The sequence below is a fragment of the Yersinia sp. Marseille-Q3913 genome, assembly GCF_963892745.1.
In the GTDB taxonomy this organism is placed as follows: Bacteria; Pseudomonadota; Gammaproteobacteria; order Enterobacterales; family Enterobacteriaceae; genus Yersinia; species Yersinia bercovieri.
Genome location: NZ_CAWQAF010000014.1, coordinates 32275 through 55317, shown reverse-complemented (window position 1 = coordinate 55317; position 23043 = coordinate 32275). Strand labels below are relative to the sequence as shown.

Below are 23043 nucleotides of genomic sequence, written 5' to 3'. Positions count from 1 at the left end.
CTAAGCGCTGCCTTTTTACTGCGTTCAATATAGCTAATCAGCCTAATGCCACCATCAAAGCGCCGGCGGTAATCAATGCGACCCCCAATCCAGCAATGAGCGAGATTTTTTCACCAAAGAGAATAAAGGCTAGAATCACGGCGAAAACGACGCTGAGTTTATCAATGGGGGCGACTTGTGAAACATTGCCATTTTTAATGGCCATAAAATAGAACAACCAGGACAATGCACCGGCGACGCCACTCAATACCACAAATAACAGGGCTTTTTTATCGGCCAGAACGGCACCGACCAGATTGAATTTGCCCTGAACTACCACCACGCCAACTAAAAATAGCGCCATCACTACCGCCCGCACTGCGGTCGCAGTATTGGCATCTAAATGTTGCAGGCCAATTTTACCAAAGATTGCCACCAGAGAGGCGGAGAGGGCAGACAGTAGAGCGTAAATTAACCAGGTACTCATCACGTATAACACCTGTTTTATAGCAAAAGGCCGATACTACGCTCTGAAACACTATTTGCCCATCTTCTTTTCAGCAATAAATGAGAGCTATTGTTGATTCAGGGAGGTGATAAAATTAACGACATTCTTTGGTATGAAAGAGGGGTTTGATAATTCGCTAGCTAATTTTGACCTTTCTTGTTGTGATATTATCTCTATCAGCATAGCAAGGTTTTTTTCACTATCATGACTCGATCTTTGTCGATTGAAAATAGAAGATACCTTGTTAATGCCATATTTACGTTCATTCTTTAACATATCAGCGATGGCATAATCTGTAATAGGACCGTCGTCATGGTATTGCTTACAAACAATCATAGAGAATTCCATACGATTTTCGGATGAGTCATCGGTGGCCGATTTTAACACTAAATATTTAACCTTTGGCCCATTATCACTTAGATGGTCCTTAACTAAAACGCGTAAATTATCCCCTGCTATATTGCTGGAAATCAATAAGTGGCTCCCATGTCGGGTTATATCTAAATCTTTGCGTAAGTGATTTCTGAAATAAAGATTGTTTTTCTCTCCTGAGTTTTCACTTATTATATTGGCTCCATCACCATAATCGAAGTAATACATGTCATCCCCTTCGCCGCCGTCTAAGAAATCATTACCTTTCCCCCCCCTTAAAAGTATCGACTCCTGCGCCACCAAAAAGATGGTCGTTGCCACTATTATTTTTGTACCTTTCGTCATAATGATAAATATCTGTATTATAAATCTCTCCATCACCCTCTATCAGGTCATCTTCATCACCACCGAATATTAAGTCGTCATTATTGCCGCCAAAAAGAAAGTTTCCACCGAAATCTCCAGAAATATAATCGTTACCTTCGTTACCCATAATATAGTCGAATTCATTCCCGCCCCGCAGAATGTCTGCACCTGCGCCACCTAAAATTGTGTCTGCACCATCACCCCCAAAAATAGTATCATTACCCTCTCCACCGTGTATTTCATCATTTTTGGTACCCCCAATAATATGATCATTACCTCCCCCCCCATAAATCACACGTATTTTATACGAGTTACCGTAGCTACCCCCGCTACCTCCATAAATAGTATCATCCCCATCGTTCCCATAAATAGTACCCTGCCCTTGTTCACCATATATTATATCATTCTCCGCTCCCCCCGTGAATAATATTGTTACCTTGTCCGCCGTGTATTGTGTCATCTCCGCTCCCCCCGTGAATAATATTGTTACCTTGTCCGCCGTGTATTGTGTCATTTCCGGTACCACCAGTAGTAATATTATCATTGCCGCCACCCGCAGAAATAACATCATCACCAGCGCCGCCATCGATAGTGTCATCACCTTGCCCGCCGTGTATTGTGTCATTTCCGGTACCACCAGTAATATTATCATTGCCGCCACCCGCAGAAATAACATCATCACCAGCGCCGCCATCTATTGTGTCGTCTCCATCATAGCTTTTTATAGTGTCATCTTGACTGCTCGCGATAATATTATTACTGTAATTTTCTCCAAGGATTACAGTTTTCCTGGCACTAGAAGAGAAATCGATCTCTTGATGTTCATAGGTAATACTTTGTCGACTGTCAGTTGTGGTCAAATAACGGTAGTTTCCGCCGAAGAATATTGTATTGTGTATATGGATAAACTTCTTTAATTTATACCCATCAATGCCAGCTCCTATTTCTAATGAACTCTCTTCTTTTCCGTCAGGATCGCAGAATATGAATGTGATAGACTCTATTTCTTTGACTTCACTTGCTATGAGTTCATTTAATTTAAGTGTGTCAGTGATGTTGTTGCCTGTAGTTATAGTGCTGTCTGTGATGTAAATAAAGTGTTTATTTTCTTCTTTATCAAAAGATAATTCATTTGATTTTATATTGTAAAATTTTAACGTGATATTATTCTTATTATCGACTGATTTGGTTATTTTCTTGTATTTATCAGAGTGATGATTAGAGCTTGTTTCATATATTTTTTGTTCGTGGATTATGTCAGTCATGGTGTTTTCCTTTGGTGTGTTTTTTATATTATTATCCTATGATTGTTTTTTTTGAAAATTAATAATTATTAGATTTATCTTTAAATCTATTATTAATGGTGTGATTTAATGCGCGCCGCGAATGAATGGAGAGTATGGGCGCTGTAACTAATATAGATTTTTGAGCTAAAGAATAAAGCGATAGCCGACACCGGTTTCAGTGAGCAGGTGTTTGGGGCGGGTAGGGTCTGCTTCTAATTTCTGGCGTAAGTGACCCATGTAAATGCGTAGATAATGGCTGTGTTCGACATAATTTGGCCCCCAGACTTGGGTGAGTAGCTGGCGTTGAGTTATCACCTTACCGGCATTGGCCAGTAAGGCTGAGAGCAGGCGAAACTCAATGGGGGTCAGGTGTAGGTTTTCACCGGCCCGAGTGACCTGGCGGTTGATTAAATCCACGCTGATATCAGCAAAACTCACCAACGGACTCTCCTGACTAGCACCACTATGACGGCGCAAAGCAACTCGCACTCGTGCAAGTAATTCACTGATACCAAAAGGTTTGCTCAGATAGTCATCAGCACCAGCATCCAGCGCGGTCACTTTGTCTTCCTCGCTGTTACGAGCTGATAGCACAATAATCGGGATAGCACTCCACTGACGGAGATCCTGAATATAGGTCAGACCGTCGCCATCGGGCAGCCCCAAATCCAAAATGATCAGATCAGGTTTACGGGTGCCCGCTTCAATCAGGCCCCGTTGCAGAGTATCACTCTCAAATACCCGCCAGCCTTCACTCTCCAGCGCAATACGCACAAAGCGGCGGATCTCTTTTTCATCTTCAACAATCAGGATATTGGTGGTGGAAATGGTCGCTTCTCCTTACGGCTAGCTCAATAGCTTGTTTGTGCCACTGTTCTTGGTATTATCATTCATTGTATCAATGCACTCGATATCAACGTTATCGGCATCAATATCAGGTGCGGCTTCCAGCGGCAAAGTAAAGTGGAAGCTGGCACCGCCATCCTGGCTTTTCTCAACCCAGATCCGCCCGCCGTGCACATCAATGATGGCACGACATATGGCTAATCCCAAGCCGACACCAGGAATGGCCGACTCTTTGTTTCCACGGGAAAATTTATCAAAAATAAGCTGCTCTTGCCCAGGAGTGACACCAGGGCCGTTATCCCACACTTCCACATTCAGCCATTCACCTTGCACCACCGCACGAATGCCCAGTAGCGCGACATTCCCGGCATATTTATGGGCATTCTCCAGCAGGTTGATAAACACTCGCTCTAGTAAGCTGCCGTCACAATTGATCAGCACCATCTCATCTGGCAACTCGACACGAATCTGATGATGGCTGAGAGTGGTTTCTAGCATATGCAGTGCGCTGCCGACGATCTCCTCCAGTGACTGCCACTCTTTACGCAGATTAAAACCGCCAGATTGAATGCGCGCCATATCCAGTAAATTATTGACCAGTCGGGTGGTGCTCAATACTTGCTGACGGATCTGGTTAGCCTGTGGGGCATGGCGCGAACCCTCAGCGGCCAGATCCAGCGTCAGGATTTCTGCCTGACCAAATAGCACCGTCAGCGGGGTGCGTAAATCGTGGGAGAGTGCTGCCAGCATTGAGTTGCGCAGTTGCTCCCGCTCTGCATCTAACTTCGCCAGTTCGGCACTGCGCGCCAGATGTAGCCTCTCCAGTGCATTGGCAATCAGGCTGGTAAAGGTTTGCAGCAAGCGCTGCTGCTCCGGCACCATTAATTGGCGCAAGTTAGCCGGTTCAATCGCCAGTACACCGAAGGTCTGTTTGGACGCGGTGAGCGGTAGCAGTTGATAGGGCACTCCCGGCAAGGTATCTGTGCCCGCGCCAGCCGGTGCACCTTTGTCAAAACTCCAGCGCGCAATGGCCTCATCAACGGAAAGAGTGCCGCCATCATCGGTGGCAATTTGTTGTAAGCGCCCCTCCTCCTGTGGTAGCAACAGGCCCGTTTTGGCCTGAAAACTGCTGGAGAGAAAATGACGGCTGGTTTTGGCGATATCAGCCGGGGTGAGAGCGCGGCTTAACCCACGTGACATTTCGTATAGATGCCTGGCGCGTTGCTCACGATAACGGGCAATTCTGGCCTGATAGCGCACTCCGGCGGTCAGATTACCGACCACGATCCCGACAATGAGCATCACACCAAAGGTCACCAGATATTGCACATCAGTGACCGCCAGCGAGCCATGTGGCTGCACAAAGAACAGATCGAAGCTGATGACATTAATAAATGCCGCCAATACAGAAGGCCAGCGGCCATAGAACAGGGCAATAATGACCACGCCCAGTAAGTAAAGCATCACTAGATTGGCTTGATCGAACCCTTGCATTAGCCATTGTGATAATAGAGTGATCACGGCACATAAGCCGATGGCCGCAATACAGCCACGTAACTGCATGCGCCACTTCTCGGTGAAGGTGCGTGAGTCACTCTCTTTCGCGACACTGGCGGCACGATCATTATCTTCCAGCGCGATAATCACCAGATCTAAATCTGGCCCTAACTTACCGAGGCGGTCGGCAAAGCTGCCGCGCAGTTTCCACTGTTTCTCTACGCGGCGGCCAATAATAATTTTTCCCAGATTATGTTCACGGGCGTAGCGCAGTATGGCCTTCTCTTCACTCGGTTCCGAGAGTGTGGCGGTCTCCGCCCCCAGTTCTTGCGCCAGCTTAAGTGTCCGCAAGATAGCCCGCCGCCGGGCTTCCGGCAGGCCATGTAGACGAGGGGTTTCCACATACACCGCATGCCAGATGCACCCCAAACGGGCCGCCAGCCTGGCTGCGGTGCGCACCAGTTTTTCATTGCCGCTGTTGTGGCCGATACATAATAAGATAGCGTCGCGGGTGTGCCAGACGCGCTCGCGCCCCTGGGTGTCACGGAAGGCGCGCATCTGATCATCCACCCGATCAGCGGTACGGCGCAGGGCCAGTTCGCGCAGGGCGATTAAGTTGCCTTTGCGGAAGAAATGCTCAATGGCCCGCTCTGCCTGACCGGAAATGTACACTTTGCCTTCATTCAAGCGCTGGCGCAGGTCATCAGGGGGGAGATCCACCAGGACCACTTCCGTGGCCTCATCAAACATATGGTCGGGTACGGTTTCCCGCACGCGAATCCCCGTCACGCCGCCAACCACATCATTCAGGCTCTCCAGATGCTGCACATTCACGGTGGTCAGCACATCAATACCGGCATCCAGCAGCTCTTCAACATCTTGCCAGCGTTTCGGATGACGGGAACCCTGGGTATTGCTGTGGGCCAATTCATCCATCAGAATCAGTGCCGGATGGCGGGCCAGTGCGGCATCCAAATCAAACTCACGGACCTGACGGTTGCGGTGAGGGATGCGCTTTTGCGGCAGAATGGTTAGCCCCTCCAGCAACGCGGCGGTTTCGCTGCGCCCGTGTGTCTCCACCACCCCGACCAGCACATCCAGCCCCTGAGTACGCAGGCGCTGAGCCTCTTGCAGCATGGCGTAGGTTTTACCCACCCCGGCGCAGGCACCAAAAAAGACTTTCAACCGGCCACGGGGCTTCTCATTGGCGGCCGCGAGCAGGCTGTCGGGGTCCGGGCGGGTTGGTTCTGCATCCATGATCAGTCCTTAAGGTTTTGCCGGGCTAGCCGGTACTGTCACATGACTTTGGGCATCCAGTGCCATATTCAGGTTCAGCACGTTGACCACTGATTCACCGAAGAAATTGGGTGTCGCTTTCTGTATGTTGCTATCAATCAATTGTTTCACCTCAGACAGCGGCATTTGGCGCAGGCTGGCGATGCGGGGCGCTTGATAATAGGCGGCTTCCAGCGAAATACTGGGGTCCAAACCACTACCAGACGCGGTGACCAGATCAACCGGCACTGGGCCAGTTTGCGTAGGGTTGGCCTGGCGCTGTAATTTAACCCGCTCACTGATAGCCTGATCCAGCGCCGGATTGCTGATCGCCAAATTACTGCCACCTGAGGCCATTGGATTATAAGGCATCTCTGCGGTAACCGATGGGCGACCAGTAAAATAACCCGGCTGAGTAAAGTTCTGGCCGATCAAACTGGAGCCTACCACCTCATCACCCAACATGACCAGCGACCCCTTAGCTTGCTGGGAAAACATTAATTTAGCCAGCCCGGTGGTCAGCAGTGGATAGGCGATACCGGTGATCAGTGTCAGTAATAGCAGTAGCACCAAAGCAGGCCGTAGATATGACTGGCGAGTTATTGATGAGATATTTGTGGTCGATGACATCTTTTATTACCTCAATTTAGCGCTTAAAACGGGCCACCACCCAAGGTGACAGTGGCCTTGACGAAAAACGTGACTTTCCTAGCCCAGATTTAATGCCGTTAGCACCAGGTCGATCAGTTTGATACCGACAAAGGGCACCAGTAATCCCCCCAGACCATAGATCCACAGGTTGCGGCGCAGCAGGGCGGCGGCACTCATCGCCTTATAACTGACCCCTTTTAGCGCCAGTGGGATCAGAAATACAATCACCAGTGCGTTAAAGATCACCGCCGACAGGATTGCCGAGGCGGGGGAGTGCAACTGCATCACATTCAGGGCGTTGAGCTGCGGATAGGTCGCGGCAAAGGCCGCCGGGATGATGGCGAAATATTTGGCGACGTCATTGGCGATACTGAAGGTGGTCAGGGATCCACGGGTCATCAGCATCTGTTTGCCGATATGCACCACCTCAATCAACTTGGTCGGATTGGAGTCCAAATCCACCATATTGCCCGCTTCTTTGGCCGCCTGAGTCCCCGAGTTCATCGCCACCGCCACATCTGCTTGAGCCAGTGCTGGCGCATCGTTGGTGCCGTCGCCCGTCATCGCCACTAACCGACCTTCTGCCTGATACTGACGAATCAACGCCAATTTAGCTTCCGGCGTGGCTTGTGCCAAAAAATCATCCACGCCAGCTTCTGCGGCAATGGCGGCGGCAGTCAGGCGGTTGTCACCGGTGATCATCACGGTTTTAATGCCCATTTTGCGCAGTTCAGCAAAACGCTCTTTAATACCGCCTTTCACGATATCTTTCAGCGCCACCACCCCCAGCACCCGTGGCCCATCCGCTACCACCAGCGGTGTACCGCCCGTGCGGGCGACACGCTCTACCGCATCATCCACGGCGCGCGGAAAGTGGCCCTGATTGGACTCCACATGGCGGCGAATAGCATCAACTGCCCCTTTGCGGATCATCCGATCCTGCACGTTAACACCGCTCATGCGGGTTTGCGCTGAGAAGGGCACAAAGGTGGCATTCAGGCTGTGCAGGTCCCGCTCACGCAAGTTAAATCGCTGTTTAGCCAGCACCACGATACTGCGGCCTTCCGGCGTTTCGTCAGCTAGCGAAGAGAGCTGCGCGGCATCCGCTAGTTGCTGCTCGGTGACCCCCGGTGCGGGCAAGAACTCTGACGCCTGACGATTACCCAGGGTGATGGTGCCGGTTTTATCCAGCAGCAGCACATCAACGTCACCGGCAGCTTCCACTGCGCGCCCACTGGTGGCTATCACGTTGGCCCCCAACATGCGGCTCATTCCCGCCACGCCAATAGCGGATAACAAGCCGCCAATGGTGGTGGGGATCAGGCAAACCAGCAGCGCAACCAGCACGGTGATGGTGACGGGATGACCGGCTTGGTTTGCCTCAACGCTGAACACGGAGAACGGATAGAGTGTTGCTGTCGCCAGTAAAAAGACGATGGTCAGCGCGATCAGTAAGATGGTCAGCGCCACTTCGTTTGGCGTCTTGCGCCGTTTTGCCCCTTCGACCATGGCGATCATTCGGTCGAGGAAGGTTTCACCCGGATTCGCACTACACTCGACCACCAGCCAGTCGGACAGCACGCGAGTACCGCCGGTGACGGAGGAGAAGTCGCCGCCAGATTCGCGGATAACCGGGGCGGATTCACCGGTAATGGCGCTCTCATCCACCGATGCGCCGCCCTCCAGCACTTCGCCATCGCAAGGCACAGTATCACCCGCTTCGATCAGCACCAGGTCACCTTTACGCAGACTGTCGGCAGAAACGCGCTCCTGTGGCGCATCAACGCGAGCTGCGGAGAGCTTTTTGGCCCAACTGGTTTTTTTCACCCCACGCAGACTCTCAGCCTGTGCTTTGCTGCGCCCCTCGGCCAGTGCTTCGGCAAAGTTGGCAAACAGCACGGTAAACCACAGCCACAGGGCGACACTACCGGTAAAGGTGGCGCTACCGGCGGTTTGCCCACTCAATATCGCCAGCCAGATCACGGTGGTCAGCCAACTGCCCAGATAGACCACGAACATCACCGGATTACGCCACTGGACGCGCGGGTCCAGTTTCTTCATTGCATCAAGCAGCGCTGTACGAACCAGTGCAGGCTCAAAAATCGCGCGTTGTTTGTGAGTCATCATTATTCTCTCTTAGCAATACTTTTCGTACTTGAAGCCGCAGGGGGTGCGATTCTCGCGAACCCGAATCACTGGCTTGAGTAACCTATTCAATGTGGTAACCAGATTTGCAGATGCTCAGCGACCGGGCCTAAGGCCAGCGCGGGGATAAAGGTCAATGCTCCGACCAATAACACTGTGCCTACCAGCAAGCCGATAAACAGTGGCCCGGCGGTGGGCAGGGTGCCATTACCCGCAGGTTGGCGTTTCTTCGCCACCAGCGAACTGGCAATCGCCAATACCGGCAGAATCACCCCAAATCGCCCCAGAAACATTGCTGTGGCGAGCAGCAGGTTATAAAACGGCGTGTTAACACTCAGGCCGGCAAAGGCGCTGCCGTTGTTGTTGGCCGCAGAGGAGAGGGCGTAGAGCACTTCGCTAAAACCGTGTGCACCGGGGTTGAGGATCCCGGCACGGCCCGCGTCGGTACAGAGTGCCAGTGCGGTGCCCAGTAGCACGACCGTGGGGGTGACCAGAATCGCCAGCGCGGTCATTTTCATATCAAAAACGTCAATTTTCTTGCCGAGATATTCAGGGGTGCGGCCAATCATCAAGCCAGCAATAAACACGGTTAGCAGCACGAATAGCAACATGCCGTACAAACCAGAGCCGACGCCGCCGAACACCACCTCGCCAATCTGCATCAGCCACATCGGCACCATGCCACCGAGGGCGGTAAAGGAGTCGTGCATGGCGTTAACCGCCCCGCAAGAGGCGGCAGTCGTCACCACGGCATACATGCTGGTGGCGAGAATGCCGAAACGGGACTCTTTACCTTCCATATTGATATTGCTGTCGGCACCCAGTTGAGTTAAGTGCGGGTTACCGGCCAGCTCGGCGTACATCACCACTACCACGGCGACGACAAATATCAGCGATATGGCCCAGATCAGCGCATGGCCCTGACGGTTATCACCCACCACCTGGCCGAAGGCGAAGCAGAGTGCGCAAGGGATCAAGAAAATCGCCAACATCTGCACAAAGTTGCTGAAAGCAGTCGGGTTCTCAAACGGATGTGCCGAGTTGGCACCAAAGAAGCCGCCGCCATTGGTCCCCAGCATCTTGATAGCTTCCTGTGAGGCCACCGGCCCCATCGGCAAGGTCTGTTTTACCCCCTCCAGGGTGGTGATGTGCAGGTAGCTATCCAGATTTTGCAACACGCCCTGACTGACAAAAATCAGTGCGATGATCAGCGCAATCGGCAGTAAGACATATAGAGTGATGCGCACCAGATCGACCCAGGCATTGCCGAGTGTGGCCGCAGAATGGCGGGCAAAAGCCCGAATCAGTGCAAAAGCGACAGCAATACCGGTCGCGGCAGAGAGGAAGTTTTGTACCGTCAGCCCCGCCATTTGGCTCAGATAACTGAGTGTGTTTTCGCCGCTATAGGCTTGCCAGTTGGTGTTGGTGACGAAGCTGACCGCTGTGTTCAGTGCCAGATGCCACGACATACCCGGCATATTTTCTGGATTCAGCGGCAGTGAGCCTTGCGCCATCAGCAGTGCAAAGAGCAACACAATGCCCAGCAGGTTAAAGCTGAGGATCGCCAGTGCATATTGCCAGCCGTTCATCTCCGCATTTTTTACCCCACTACAGCGCCATAAGCCGGCCTCGATTTTTTGTAATGGCGCAAAAGGTTCGCCTTCGATAAGACGTGCCAAAACGCTCCCCAGCGGACGGGAGAGCACCAACAACACCAGCATGAAACTGGCGATAAGCAGAAATCCAGACGCTGCCATTTAAAAGTCCTCCGCATTAAACAGGGCATAAACCAGATAGCCCAGAAGCAGCAGAACCAGCAGCGCACCACCCATGATGCTGAAACTCACAATACACCTCCACAGCGCATGTTTTGATAATCCAGTTTTGGTCACTGATTATTTGATAACAGCAGCTTAGGAAGTTGGGCGAAAAGTTCTTGATAAAAAAATGGGGTGGGGTGTAAAAAAAGTATAAAAACGGTCAAAAAAAGTACACGAAACGGGTGTAATTTATTCATCTTGAAAAAGGTGATAGTTAATTTGACTTGCTGAATGGGTATTTGCTGGGTGGATACATTTAATTTGCTAATTGTTAGAAAGAGCATAACGACTACGCAACGAGTAAGCGGCTTTAAATTAACGTCATTGTAACAAAATTACAGAAGTGACAATTTCTATCGATTTTTATGCACTATGAGTGGTCGGATGAGTGGTAAAGTTTCAATCAATGCGGTAAAATTTTGTTCAGTTACCAATTATCTTATTTAACTTTCAGCGCCACGCGGTAAATTGGCCCAGCGAACACTCAGGGTCACCCACAACACGAAGGCGTTTTTAAAGGAGGATCGTTATGTCCATGTACAACGCATACCCATTACATCAGGTTCTCTTGCGCCGTAGCGCCGTGATTCTGGTGGGCTTACTGGCGCTGCCAGTGATGCTTTTCCGCAAAGATCGCGCCCGTTTTTACAGCTACCTGCACCGTGTCTGGGCGAAAACCAGTGATAAACCGGTCTGGTTGGCACAGTCTGAAATGGCGGCACAAGATTTTTATTGATGACTAAAAGAGATTTGCTGTTTTAGTTAAAAACTTAACTGCGACAGCAAAAGGACAATTCAACGTCAGGCCCGCGAACATCATGTGTTCGCGGGCTTTTTCATTTGTGCGATGTTTTCAGCATTAAATGCAACTAACCCATAATACAAATTAATTTTATCGCAAGATACATAATTAATTTAAATTATTTAAACTGATTAATATCATTATTATATATTTAATTATCATTAAATTGATTCGTTTTTCACGTACACTATCTTGGCTAATTAATACTAATGTTATTTGTTAATATAATATGGAGATAATATGGAAACTTACGTACAGACAACATCGTTGGTAAACTATAACAAAGGTGTTTTTTCACTCTATTTTGTTAGTCAAAATCAGCACGAAATGGCAAAGGGAATTGTGGCTGAAAACGATAGTGAACTTGAGTTAAGACACGTAATTCATATGCCTGCATCTGGATTTATGTATATGGTCGCAATGGTGAAAAATATGCTGGAAGACCCTAGAATGCAACAGGAAATTGACAATATGATTAACGCAAATCTATTACCGACCAATGATAATCTGGTGGTAGATGACAAAGCTAAAAGTAACGATAAGAAATATAAATGAAAAAATAAACTAATGGCATAGTAGATGGTTGATTTCGTTATGATGAATAATGGCTTTACGTCACTAAAATCAGCCGAATTACAAAAGATAATGGGGGGGGTGATGCTGCTAACACAGCGCTCCCCGTTGCATAAATTATATTTTGTTACGGAGTTGTACTGGCAGATATCTCCGTCAATTAGGCTAAATCAATTTCGATATTATGAGGATGAATATGGCAACCCACTGGCATTTTGCAATTGGGCATTTTTATCAGAAAAGAATATGAGCGAAATACTTTCAGGTGAACGTGATATTAATAAAGAAGATTGGAATTCTGGGAGTAATATTTTTTTCCCAGAAATGATAGCGCCTTTTGGTCACGCAAGAACGATGATTAATGATCTGCGTAGGAATATTTTCCTTGCCAGAAAAGGAGAACGTGTGTGTGCCATTAGAGGAGAAGTTAATAAGCAGTGCTCTTCAAATAAACCAAAGGTTCAATGGTTTAAAATTTAATATAATAAGGATGTCGTTATGAGTAAAGCTACTAACCGTAGTACAGAGTTTTTTTTTACCGGTGTTTATAATGGTGATAATGACGATAATGATATTGATGCAATTGGATTGGGCGGGGTTATCTATGCCCGTGGTGGGGATGACAATATCAACGTCGGAGCTATTGGTGTAAAAATCGAAACTGGAAGTGGCAATGATACAGTAAAAGGCGGTGCCGGATATCTGGAAATTGAAGATACTACAGGTAATCTACAAGTAAGCACCCTGACCGGAGGGTTGAATATAAATAAGTACAGAAGTGGAGATGTTAATGTCAATGCCACAGGTTTAGCCAATATAATTAATCACAGTGGGGCTACCGGGAGTATTAATGCCAGTGTTATTGGTGGATATAATAAGATCACTCGTGAATCAGCTAACTATGGTACTAACAATAGGTTAACAGAAAAAGATATAATTTTAGGCTCTGCTCGTTTTAGAAATAATTCAGTGGATATTACAACGAAAGAAAATAGCGTAATAAAGAAAAAAGATTATTACTTATATGAATGTGACTATGAAAAGGGTGGTAATAAATATAAGACCACATCTAAAGTTAAGCTGTTTACTGATGTAAGTACAGGGGATGTAAAAGCCAAAGTAACGACAAGAACGTATGGACTTGAATTTGACTCTAAAGCTGGTAAGAATCGTAGAGTCTTTTTGGATGACGAGCCATCAGTTGATTTAGTTGATATCAATTACAAGGTAAAAACACGTGGTATAGTTACAAATTATGAAACTGACTTCAGGAAGTTAGATGTTATTAATGGAGTGACAACTGTTTATGAGAAAGATAATCCTATTTCAATCCCTGTTAAGAATGTAACGCTAAATGCAATTAGGCTAGATGGTGGCAGGATATTACAAGCAGCTAAGTCAACGAAAATAGCAAATACTTATTTTTTTTATGACTATGACTATGAATATCTATATGAAATAAAACTGGTTGATGGTTCGAAAGTGACTACTGAAGCGGGAGTGGAAGGTAAAAAAGAGCCTGCTGTAAGATTTCATATTACGTCTTATTATTATAAATATAAAGATAGGAACTATGTGAATGTCAGACGGGCAAAGGAAGTCTATTTTAAGAAGTTAGATGAAATTATTAATTCTGTAAAATTACATGATTTTGTGAAGATTACAAATAATGCCACGGTGCCTGCAATTAACGGTATAGAGTATAGTTATCCTGGTGAGGTTTATGCAGATGAAGAAATTAGCCGACTAGAAAGTGGGAAAGTATCAAGCATTACAGGCCATAATTCAGGCCACCTAAATAACAATGTGAATTTTAACGGAGGAGGTGTTGCGAATGTTATAGAATCTAATGTTGGGTTTGGTGATGTTATTTTTAGTGGTGGTGGTGCAGGTAATATAATTACCCATACAGCGATTAAAGGAAAAACGGTCTTTAACGGTGGTGGGATAGCAAATATTATTGTTAAGGGCGGTGGGGAAGGTAACCTAATATTTGATGGCACTGGGCTAGCGAATGTCATCGTACATAAAAGTGAAAAAGGTGATATGCGCGTGGTTGCTGGAGGCGCTGTTAATGTCATGGTGCGGATAGGCACTGGGAAATATGACGTGCAATTGACCGCATTAGGCAATATTTCTATCCACAGTGGTGATGGGGATAGCATAGTTCGAATGCTGGGTGGATTTAATACACATACTCAAATTGGCGATGGCGAGGCATTCTGGATTGCAGCTGGTGGCCTAAATGTTATGACCAGAAAAGGGCAAGGTTCAATTTTTTCTGTCGTCGGTGGTGGTGGTAATGTTGTAACAAATATTGGCAATGGCGATCTGACTATTGTCGCTCTTGGTTTGGGTAATATTATTACGCATATCAGTGATAATGAGCATAATGCCAGGTCAATTGTTATTGCGGTAGCTGGCGCTAATATTGTGACTAAAAAAGGTCGCGGAGATATGCAGGCTATTTTGGCCGGTGGTCTGAATGTGTTAACCCACGTTGGTGGAGGGAAAACAGATGCGATTATGCTTGGAGGTGGTAATATCCTGACAAAAGTAGGCAATGGGGATGCCACAGGTATTTTGTTTGGCCTCGGTAATATTTTTACTCATCTGGGAGATGGTCAAACTATCGGAGTGATGATCGCTGCCGGTAATATATATACTAAAGTAGGGGATGGAACTACAATAGCGGCGATGCTTGCTGTGGGTAATATCATGACCCATATCGGTAATGGTAATGGCTATGTATTGATGGCTGCATTGGGGAATGTTGCAACCAAAATTGGTGATGGTGATATTCTGGCGTTAATGATCGCGAAAGCAAATATTCTGACCCAAGTTGGTCATGGTCAAACCATAGCATTAATGTTGGCTAATGGGGCTAATATTATGACTAAAGTCGGTGATGGAATGACATTAGCGGCAATGGTTAGTTTAGCCAATATATTAACCCATATTGGTGATGGTGAGTCATTTGCATTAATGATCGGGAAAGCTAATGTATTTACCAAAGTTGGTTTGGGGCTTTCTGTTGCAGCAATGATCGGCAATGCCAATATTTTTTCTCAAATAAATATTCATAAAAATGAATCTATCGGAGGTGCTGTTTTTATTGGTCAGTTAAATATAATGACTAAGGTGGGTGATGGTACAGCTATGGCGATAATGCTTGGGAAGGCTAATGTCATGACACACATTGGTGATGGCATCACAGGTGGTTTGGCTTTATCCAAAGTAAATATCATGACCAAAGTGGGCAATGGTTTTATGGGCGTATTGGCCAAGGCTGAAGGGAATGTTATTACTCATGTAGGTACCGGAATAACGGCCGTTGCATTATATGGAAAAGGCAACCTTCTCACTAAGGTTGGCGATGATACCACTATTGGTTTATTAATATCCGAAACGGGTAATGTCATGACCCATGTCGGCAATGGAATGACCATTGGTATTGCCAAAGGAAAAGCAAATGTTATTACTAAAATTGGCGATGGACTCGGTGTTAATGCAGTGTGGGGGAAGGTAAATTTTATTACCCAGATTGGGCATGGAGAAAGATATAATTTTGTTAAAGGGGATGCGAATATCCTTACCAGGGTAGGTGATGGCCAGGAAGTGACAGTAGTGAAAGGTGAGGGGAATATCGTTAGTGTCATCGGTGATAGCGATAATTATACCGCTGCTTGGGGGAAAAATAATGTTATCACCTCAGTAGGTAATGGGAGAAATGTCGTTCTGGCTAAGGCCAATAATAATGTTGTGACAAAAGTAGGTGATGGAGATGCCTACCACGCATTATGGGCTGATAGCAACATCGTTACCAAAGTCGGTAATGGAAATGAAATCACGCTGGCCAAAGGAAAAACCAATATTACGACAGATATTGGTGATGGGTTAAACGTTGCCGCTGTTTATGGTGATACAAATATCAACACTAAAGTAGGTAATGGTATTTCTATTAATATTTCTTTGGGTAAATATAATGTCAATACCAAGGTCGGGGATGGTGTAAATATTGCAGTGATGAAAGGTAAAACCAATGCCAATATTAACATTGGTGATGGGTTGTCTGTTGTTGCTACTTATGGGCGAAACAATGTCTCTGTAAAAGTGGGGAGTGGCGACTATTATAGTTTAGCTGTGGCGTCCAGTAACACACAAAGCAATAAATTATCGGCATTATTTGGCAGTATAAAACAGAACCTACTTGGACGGGCAGGCAGTCAGGCGATAAACTACTTAATCAATGGTAGTGAGGGGAATACCAGTGGGTTCAGAAATGGTCATGGTGAAATTAAGTTAGCCGAAATAGAAAACTTAAATGGTTTTAAATTAAATGAGACAGCTTTAGAAGGTAAGTATCATGCTGGCGATGGTGGTCATGATTTTTCTGCGGCCAGTGAGTCGACGACTGATATTGAAATGCCAGATCTGTCTGATATTAAAAGTATAGCAGAGCGTACGTTAGGGGGCGGAGATTATAAGCAAGTAAGTACTCATGACCATCATTCAGAAGTAGAGAAAGAAGTTATTAATGATAATGAGCGAGCAGAGAAGGATGGAGAAAAACTTAAACAGGAAAAAGATAAATATACTAGTGATGCATCTCTTATCCAGGCGCAGTTAGACAGTACCGATAAATCTGCTTTAGTGGCTACAGGTAGTGATTATCGACAGCAAATGCAGTTACAGGCTGGCGAGCTAGCAGATGAGCAGCAAAAGATAACTCAGGGTATTAATAATATTGCGGATGTTAACAATACAGATACTGTGACGGGAGGGATATACCGAGAACAGTTTGCTCGTAATTTATTACAGGATATAAACGAGACACTCGAAGGATCAAAAAGAAGTGCGAATGAAAATTTAGATAAGTCTCAATCTCACGTTAGTGAATACAAACAAAAGATGAATGAGGCTATTGCTAAGTCTGAATCGGCCTTGACAAAAGGCGAACAAAGTAAAGTGAAAGCTGATGCGGCAAAGGCTGTAGCTGAACAGGATGTGGCAAAAAGAAGATCAGACGCTGAAGGACTGCATGAGTGCGCCAGAGATACCAATAAGAAGGCACGAAAAGATGCCACTACAGCTGAACAACGTGGTGAAAATGATCTTAAGGATGCGAGCAGTAAGGCAGCTGCTGCCGCACAAAATGCGAAAAGTGTTCAACAAAGTGAAAAAGACACCCCCGCAAATAGACAGAATGCTAAAGGTAGTGGTCTAAATAAGAACCAAGTCGCTTACCAAACCGATACCAATGATGCTTTCGCTACTTCCTCCTCTTCTGATGTTGGTCCGCTGTCTGAGAGCACTCCTATACTTGGGTCTGATAGCGGTTCTACTAAAAAGATATCAGATGATATTGCTGTGGGTATAGAAAAAGTAAACAGCGTGCATCCGATAATACCTGACAAAAATGATAGCAATTACTTTAATACCAATAGTCATACTCAACATAAGCAAAATTGGATGACAAGGATTTCTAATAGGGTATTTTTTGATTCCAAAACAAGTGGTAAGGAAGATAAAAATTACTCATTTCATTTTTCTCAATCTGGTGATTTACTGAACAAGATAAAAAATAAACTTCAGGAAATTGTAGAGGAAAAAAACACTAATAGTGATAAAGAATATATTAAAAGGCTTAAGGGAGGCGTTTGTTTTTCCTTATCAACAAAATATCTAATGGCGGAACGTAATTATGGGCCTGGAGGTGGGAAAAGATATTTGGAATGGTTGGTTGAGGTGGTTGATTTACAAAAAAATAAAAATAAAAATAAAAATAATGACATAATTAGAATTAAAAATGAATTACTAATGGAATATAATAAAGGCTTTTTTGAAAGTGAGGTTAATGATGTCTTTAATTTGCAATCATTATCTAATAGACAAATAAATATTAATAATTATGAGTTGATTGTAAAAAGAATAATGCAAAAATCTAGAGGGACAGAATTATCTCTTGAGGAAATAATATCTTCAGTTAAGGATGGTATTAAAAAAAGTAACGGGGTTGTTGATGAACATTTTTTTGATAAGATAAATAATAAATTCGATGGTAAGATGTATAATTCGGTGAGTGTTTTTTCTGAATTACTTAATGAAATAAAAAATCAAACACAAAAAAATAACTTTGAATATGGAGATCTACTAAATAATAATGGTTTCTCAATTGGTGATAAAAGTTTTTCATTGGCTGATAACGATATCGGATTTGAAATGTATATTAAGAGTTTAAAAAACAGTGAGAAGAATACTTTCTCACTGTTTATGTCTTCTAACCATGTGATGGCAATTTCAGTTACAGAAAAAGATGGGAAAAGGTATTGGTCTTTTTTCGATCCTAATGAAGGTGGAGTGGCTTTTGATAGTTACGATAAATTTTGTAATTTTATGAATAAATATCACAAGCAGTTTTATACACTAAATAAGTTTATCGGATTAGATAAGTTTACATCGATTAATAAATTTAATCCTGCTGAAGATCCTGACCAAACTTTTATTATTGGTTATTCTAAATTCAGATCCAATAATGAAATGGATAAAGTGACAGGAATTTGGGAAGAGTCACGTCGAGGAGAACAAGAATTCTTATTAAATAAAATGAAGGAAGAAAATATTCAGTTTAATCTGGATAAAAACACAAGAGGGAAAGTAGTTGATTTTACCACTCATAAAGGGACTAATGAAATAAATTCAATTACATTGGAAGTTTTTGATAAAAATAAAAAACACACCCATAGAGTAAAGATACCAGGAACGGATATTATTGGTGTTACGGATAAGATAAGACCATACATCAATAAAATTAGAAAATTAGAAAATCAGAATGACCTCCGTATGATTACTGACGAAAAGAGCATTCGTTTTGTTAGTAATAACTCAGAAGATCTCGCTAAGGATGTATTAACTATCAAGTTACCACACTTAAAAACATTAGGTGATGATGAATATAATCCACTCAAGGTCGATAAATGGGTCAGAATCCTGGCGACGGAAGATCAGACGGAAAGCTCAATCCGATATCATTCACAAGTCATTGTCCAATTGGAAGATAACCACATTGCAGCTGAAGCAGCTGCTAATTTAGCCGCTAAACATCCCGGCTCTGTTCTGGTGCAGCTTGATGCTGATGGCAATTATCGCGTGATCTCCGGTGAGCCTGCATCATTACAAGGGAATATCCGTTGGCAACTGGTGGGTCATGGGCGTGACCATAATAATGGGCAGGGCAATCAGACCATGGCTAACGCCTCAGCAGCCGAGTTAGCAGAAAGAGTTAAATCTCTTCAAGATAAGCTTGATGATGATCACCGCATCAAAAGTACGCCAGGCTATATTAGTTTGGTGGGTTGTAGACTAATAGATAAAACCAAGCAACACGGTTTCGCACAACAGTTTATCTTAGAATTAGATAAGCAAGGTATTCGGGCTGATGTCGCCGCCCGAAATTCACGGATCCTCATTAACGAGGAGGGGCGTAAAATCACACTGGATGATGATGGCAATGCAAGACATAAAGCCAGTGAAGACAAAATTGTGTTACGGTTGAATAACGACGGGGGAGTTGAAAATGTTTCCGAGCGAGTGAAAAATAGTGTTCATCTCTCTGAAATTGATATTAATCGCATTGGTAAAAGTGATGTTGATTTGCCGGCGACTGGTGCGATTGGCCGCATTGTCGAAGAGTATACTCAACCGGAAAGAAAAACAAAAATTGCCACAGATTCACCATCTACGGTTAAAGATCAGGCAATTAGCTATTCCGGAAATATAAATATTCAGATCGGTGACGATGAATTTACCTGTATTAACTGGGGAACCTCAAATCTCGGTATAAAAGTGGGTCATGGTGGGTTTAAAACACTGGTATTTGGTGATAACAATATCATGATCCATATTGGTGATGGAATGAGCAAGCATAGCGTTAATATTGGCGGTTACCAAGCCTTTGAAGGTGTCCAGGTCTTCATGGGTAACCGTAATATTAGTTTCAATCATGGATACAGTAATGATCTGATATTGATGACGGAAAAAACCGTGGTATCCCCGCCATTGGTTAATCCATTTGACGGTGCTACCCGGGTCAGTGTGACATTGGAGAGTATCGCCAATGAGGGGAGTGACGGGGATTGGTTGCAGGTTCAGGATCAGCAATGGACCCTCTCGGGTGCGAAACAGTATTTAAACGATCTATCCGCACTGGATGGTGCCAGCAGTGTGGATTATAAAAGTCTGACTGAATTAGATTCTCAGCTTGTGCGCAGTGGCCGTGGCTTGAAGAGTGATATTGAAGGGACTCTGAATAAAAAGTATAACCAATGGTTAGGAAAGCCTGCTGCTGCAGTAAATAACAATCAGGTCAAATTAACCAAGGTAGATAAATTACGGCAGTTAAATGACACTATGGTATTTAATCTGGCTATTGGTGGGCAAGGTGCCGATATCATTGTCACCAACAGTAACTGGAACTTTACTTTTGGTGACAATATCCAATCTATTATGGATATTAATTTGGGTTCTTTGTTCGCCATCAGTACTCAACAGTTTACCCTGTCAGGTAGAGTTAAAACGACCATGACTTATAGTATTGATGATATGCCACGACAGATTAAAAATCAGTTATTAGGTAAGTTATCATTAGTCAATGGTGAAATGACATTAGGAGATATTTTTGGTGTTGACTACGATGCTTCAGGAGAAATTATCTCTCGTACTGGCGAGCCTGTTGATGCTGAAGCTATATTAAAAGAGATGCTTGATGTTGTTGCAGAATTTGGTGGTGAAAAACTTAAGGTACTGAGTAATCCGCAGAAATTACTTGATGGCTTAAAAGCGAATTTGAATATGGGTGAGAATGCGATGACTTCTTTCGCCCAATCTCATGGTTTACAAGATAAGCCCCCGGTGGAGGCTGCGACTGCGAACACCGATAATGCGGCCATCCCTCCATCTGGATCTACGGCAGCCACTGAAAATAAAGATCGTGCATTTGGTTTTAACTCTCTTAATTTACCCAATCTGTTTGCCACGCTGTTTAATAAGGATAAGCAAACGGAGATGGTGGATATGGTTGATAATTTAAAAGAGAATATGGCCAAAGATCTACTGAATATGGAAGAGAAAACTTTCGACTTTTTGCGAAGTAGTGGTTTTCTACGTGGGGATGGCGACCTCAATTGGTCTTTGGGAAATTATAATTTCACACTGGGGGGGCATGGTAACGACCTGGGTGCCTATCTTGGTGATAATAATAATCTCTGGGGCGGTGATGGTGATGATGCCTTCTATGGCATGGGTATTTCCAATATGTTCACTGGTGGTCAGGGTGATGATATTGGTGTTTTGATGGGCCGTGAAAATACCATGTTTGGCGGTGCAGGGAATGACATGGCCGTTATTGCTGGCCGGATAAATCATGCTGATTTAGGGCGTGGTAATGATAAAGCATTTGTATTCGGTGAAGCAGGGGTTGTTAAAACCGGTGTCGGGCAAGATTATGTGGTGATTGCCGGTAATTATAATGAGACAGACAGTGGGCAGGATCAGGATTACGTTGTCACTATTGGCAATAATAATGTTACTGAGTTAGGAGAAGGCGATGATTTTGGCCGGGTTTTTGGTAATGAAAATATTGTCTCGGGAAAAGCGGGTAATGACTCGATAAAACTGCTGGGCTATCACTGTGTTATTGAGGGGGATGAGGGGAATGATCGTCTGATTGCTGATGTTATTTCAAAATTCAGCCAGCTTGATGGCGGAGTGGGAGATGATGTTTTGGTTCTCGGCGGCTACCAGAATAGTTTCAGTGGCGGTGACGGTGTTGATAAATTCGTTGTCAGTGCATCGGTTATTGATTGTACAGTGACTGATATCACCTACGAAGATAATATTCTGTTTAATAGTGTCAGTTGGCAGGATCTTTGGTTACAGCGTAGTGGCTATGATCTGACTATTTTAGTCAGACGCCCGGTAAATAACGATTCAGCACAAGGTGATTTTGAGCGAGTGGGATCAGTCACCTTTAATGATTACTTCAATGGTAAGCGTGCTGCTTTTGTTATTGGTGATAAAGGCAAAAATGGTGAGGGTTATCAGGTTCTGAGTGACTCTGTTATTGATGACTTGATTCAGAGTATGAATACTTTCCCTGTGTCCAATGGCGAATCCAGCTTTACTGAGGGCATGGATACCCAATTGCAACAGCAGATAGCTCACCTGTGGGGAAGTACAACTCAACAGGTGGCATAGTGATTAAATAGTATTACTGTATTTCTAACGAGAATAACGATGCCATTCAGTCAGTGCTGAGTGGCATTTTTATTGCTTGTGTCGCCAGGCGCTCAGCCTATGCCGTGGTTTTCTGACGATAACTGTTATGATGTTAATGGTTGCTGTAACGTAATAAGCCGTAAAAGTTGATGGAGAATAGGATGCCGCAAAGCAATCAGGCGATGCACAGTAGTGAATATTGTTATGTGCGCGATGAACTTGATGCACTCTGTCTCACGGGGATTAGCCGTGGCAAGTTGATGGCATTTCATAGCCGCTACAAGTTGGTGTTGTTGGCACATTCGCAGCCTGAATACCGTGAAATTGGCCCTTTTATTGCCTCAATGGATAAATGGTCTTCACTTATTGATTTCAGCGCTGAGTATCGCCAGCGATTACTGCATTTACTCTCTCATCAGCCCACCACCGCTAATCACACTAATGTGTTAATGCATGTGCAGGGCTATTTCCGGCCTCACCTCAATTCGCCCCAACGGCAGGCGCTGGCGCAGCTTATCGACCAATATCGGCTGGGTGAATTGCCCCTGAGCGCACCTGTCGCCCAACTAATGACTTATCTGATTGAGTTCCCGAATGATTATCTCTCCGGGCAGCACTACTTTAGCTTTTATTCACCGCAAGGATAGG

The 23043-nt window shown here is 45.0% G+C and carries 15 protein-coding genes; 5 read left to right on the top strand and 10 right to left on the bottom strand.

Going from position 1 to position 23043, the window contains the following annotated elements; all coding sequences use genetic code 11:
- Positions 1-37 precede the first annotated feature (37 nt).
- From AACW11_RS07890 to AACW11_RS07845, 10 genes are all read right to left on the bottom strand, one after another.
- Entirely contained in the window at positions 38-466 is a 429-nt protein-coding gene (locus AACW11_RS07890) for an EamA family transporter (protein ID WP_145498346.1), read from the bottom strand.
- Between the two features lie 87 nt (positions 467-553).
- The gene (locus AACW11_RS07885) at positions 554-1180 is read right to left on the bottom strand and encodes a hypothetical protein (protein ID WP_212586368.1); all 627 of its coding nucleotides are present in this window, start codon (positions 1178-1180) and stop codon (positions 554-556) included.
- A complete protein-coding gene (locus tag AACW11_RS07880; RefSeq protein WP_212586367.1) occupies positions 1119-1685 on the bottom strand; it encodes a calcium-binding protein in 567 nt (188 codons plus the stop codon). The genes AACW11_RS07885 and AACW11_RS07880 overlap by 62 nt, the downstream gene beginning before the upstream one ends.
- Complete coding sequence (locus tag AACW11_RS07875; RefSeq protein WP_212586389.1) at positions 1627-2490, bottom strand: calcium-binding protein; 864 nt, start codon at positions 2488-2490, stop codon at positions 1627-1629. Before AACW11_RS07875 ends, AACW11_RS07880 begins: the two co-directional genes overlap by 59 nt.
- A 165-nt stretch (positions 2491-2655) precedes the next feature.
- On the bottom strand, positions 2656-3339 hold the full coding sequence (kdpE, locus tag AACW11_RS07870) for a two-component system response regulator KdpE (RefSeq protein WP_212586388.1): 684 nt from the start codon (positions 3337-3339) through the stop codon (positions 2656-2658).
- Positions 3340-3357: 18 nt separating this feature from the next.
- A complete protein-coding gene (gene kdpD / locus AACW11_RS07865) occupies positions 3358-6111 on the bottom strand; it encodes a two-component system sensor histidine kinase KdpD (RefSeq protein ID WP_212586366.1) in 2754 nt (917 codons plus the stop codon).
- A 9-nt stretch (positions 6112-6120) separates the two neighbouring features.
- Positions 6121-6759 (bottom strand): potassium-transporting ATPase subunit KdpC, encoded by a 639-nt coding sequence (gene kdpC / locus AACW11_RS07860; RefSeq protein WP_212586365.1) that lies wholly within the window; start codon positions 6757-6759, stop codon positions 6121-6123.
- 78 nt (positions 6760-6837) lie between these two features.
- The gene (gene kdpB / locus AACW11_RS07855) at positions 6838-8904 is read right to left on the bottom strand and encodes a potassium-transporting ATPase subunit KdpB (protein ID WP_212586387.1); all 2067 of its coding nucleotides are present in this window, start codon (positions 8902-8904) and stop codon (positions 6838-6840) included.
- Positions 8905-8993: 89 nt separating this feature from the next.
- The gene (gene kdpA, locus AACW11_RS07850; protein ID WP_212586364.1) at positions 8994-10682 is read right to left on the bottom strand and encodes a potassium-transporting ATPase subunit KdpA; all 1689 of its coding nucleotides are present in this window, start codon (positions 10680-10682) and stop codon (positions 8994-8996) included.
- Positions 10683-10772, bottom strand: a complete 90-nt coding sequence (locus tag AACW11_RS07845; protein WP_032898491.1) for a K(+)-transporting ATPase subunit F — start codon at positions 10770-10772, stop codon at positions 10683-10685. It abuts the gene before it with no gap.
- Positions 10773-11274: 502 nt separating this feature from the next.
- On the opposite strand from AACW11_RS07845, the gene AACW11_RS07840 reads away from it, so the two are divergent.
- The 5 genes from AACW11_RS07840 to AACW11_RS07820 all read left to right on the top strand — a co-directional run bounded on the left by AACW11_RS07840 (position 11275) and on the right by AACW11_RS07820 (position 23042).
- The gene (locus AACW11_RS07840) at positions 11275-11481 is read left to right on the top strand and encodes a YbfA family protein (RefSeq protein ID WP_032814742.1); all 207 of its coding nucleotides are present in this window, start codon (positions 11275-11277) and stop codon (positions 11479-11481) included.
- 306 nt (positions 11482-11787) lie between these two features.
- The gene (locus AACW11_RS07835) at positions 11788-12102 is read left to right on the top strand and encodes a peptide chain release factor 1 (protein WP_212586363.1); all 315 of its coding nucleotides are present in this window, start codon (positions 11788-11790) and stop codon (positions 12100-12102) included.
- A 24-nt stretch (positions 12103-12126) separates the two neighbouring features.
- Positions 12127-12600 (top strand): toxin-activating lysine-acyltransferase, encoded by a 474-nt coding sequence (locus AACW11_RS07830; RefSeq protein ID WP_283050740.1) that lies wholly within the window; start codon positions 12127-12129, stop codon positions 12598-12600.
- An 18-nt stretch (positions 12601-12618) separates the two neighbouring features.
- Positions 12619-22374, top strand: coding sequence for an MARTX multifunctional-autoprocessing repeats-in-toxin holotoxin RtxA (gene rtxA, locus AACW11_RS07825; protein WP_249192903.1), 9756 nt, complete (start codon positions 12619-12621; stop codon positions 22372-22374).
- Between the two features lie 182 nt (positions 22375-22556).
- Positions 22557-23042 (top strand): YbgA family protein, encoded by a 486-nt coding sequence (locus AACW11_RS07820; RefSeq protein ID WP_212586362.1) that lies wholly within the window; start codon positions 22557-22559, stop codon positions 23040-23042.
- Position 23043: the final 1 nt, after the last annotated feature.

Coding starts and splice junctions, on each gene's coding strand:
- AACW11_RS07890 (WP_145498346.1), bottom strand. CDS start 466: ATGAGTACCTGGTTAATTTACGCTCTACTGTCTGCCCTCTCCGCCTCT.
- AACW11_RS07880 (WP_212586367.1), bottom strand. CDS start 1,685: ATGACACAATACACGGCGGACAAGGTAACAATATTATTCACGGGGGGA.
- AACW11_RS07875 (WP_212586389.1), bottom strand. CDS start 2,490: ATGACTGACATAATCCACGAACAAAAAATATATGAAACAAGCTCTAAT.
- kdpD (WP_212586366.1), bottom strand. CDS start 6,111: ATGGATGCAGAACCAACCCGCCCGGACCCCGACAGCCTGCTCGCGGCC.
- kdpC (WP_212586365.1), bottom strand. CDS start 6,759: ATGTCATCGACCACAAATATCTCATCAATAACTCGCCAGTCATATCTA.
- kdpB (WP_212586387.1), bottom strand. CDS start 8,904: ATGACTCACAAACAACGCGCGATTTTTGAGCCTGCACTGGTTCGTACA.
- kdpA (WP_212586364.1), bottom strand. CDS start 10,682: ATGGCAGCGTCTGGATTTCTGCTTATCGCCAGTTTCATGCTGGTGTTG.
- AACW11_RS07840 (WP_032814742.1), top strand. CDS start 11,275: ATGTCCATGTACAACGCATACCCATTACATCAGGTTCTCTTGCGCCGT.
- AACW11_RS07835 (WP_212586363.1), top strand. CDS start 11,788: ATGGAAACTTACGTACAGACAACATCGTTGGTAAACTATAACAAAGGT.
- AACW11_RS07830 (WP_283050740.1), top strand. CDS start 12,127: ATGGTTGATTTCGTTATGATGAATAATGGCTTTACGTCACTAAAATCA.
- rtxA (WP_249192903.1), top strand. CDS start 12,619: ATGAGTAAAGCTACTAACCGTAGTACAGAGTTTTTTTTTACCGGTGTT.
- AACW11_RS07820 (WP_212586362.1), top strand. CDS start 22,557: ATGCCGCAAAGCAATCAGGCGATGCACAGTAGTGAATATTGTTATGTG.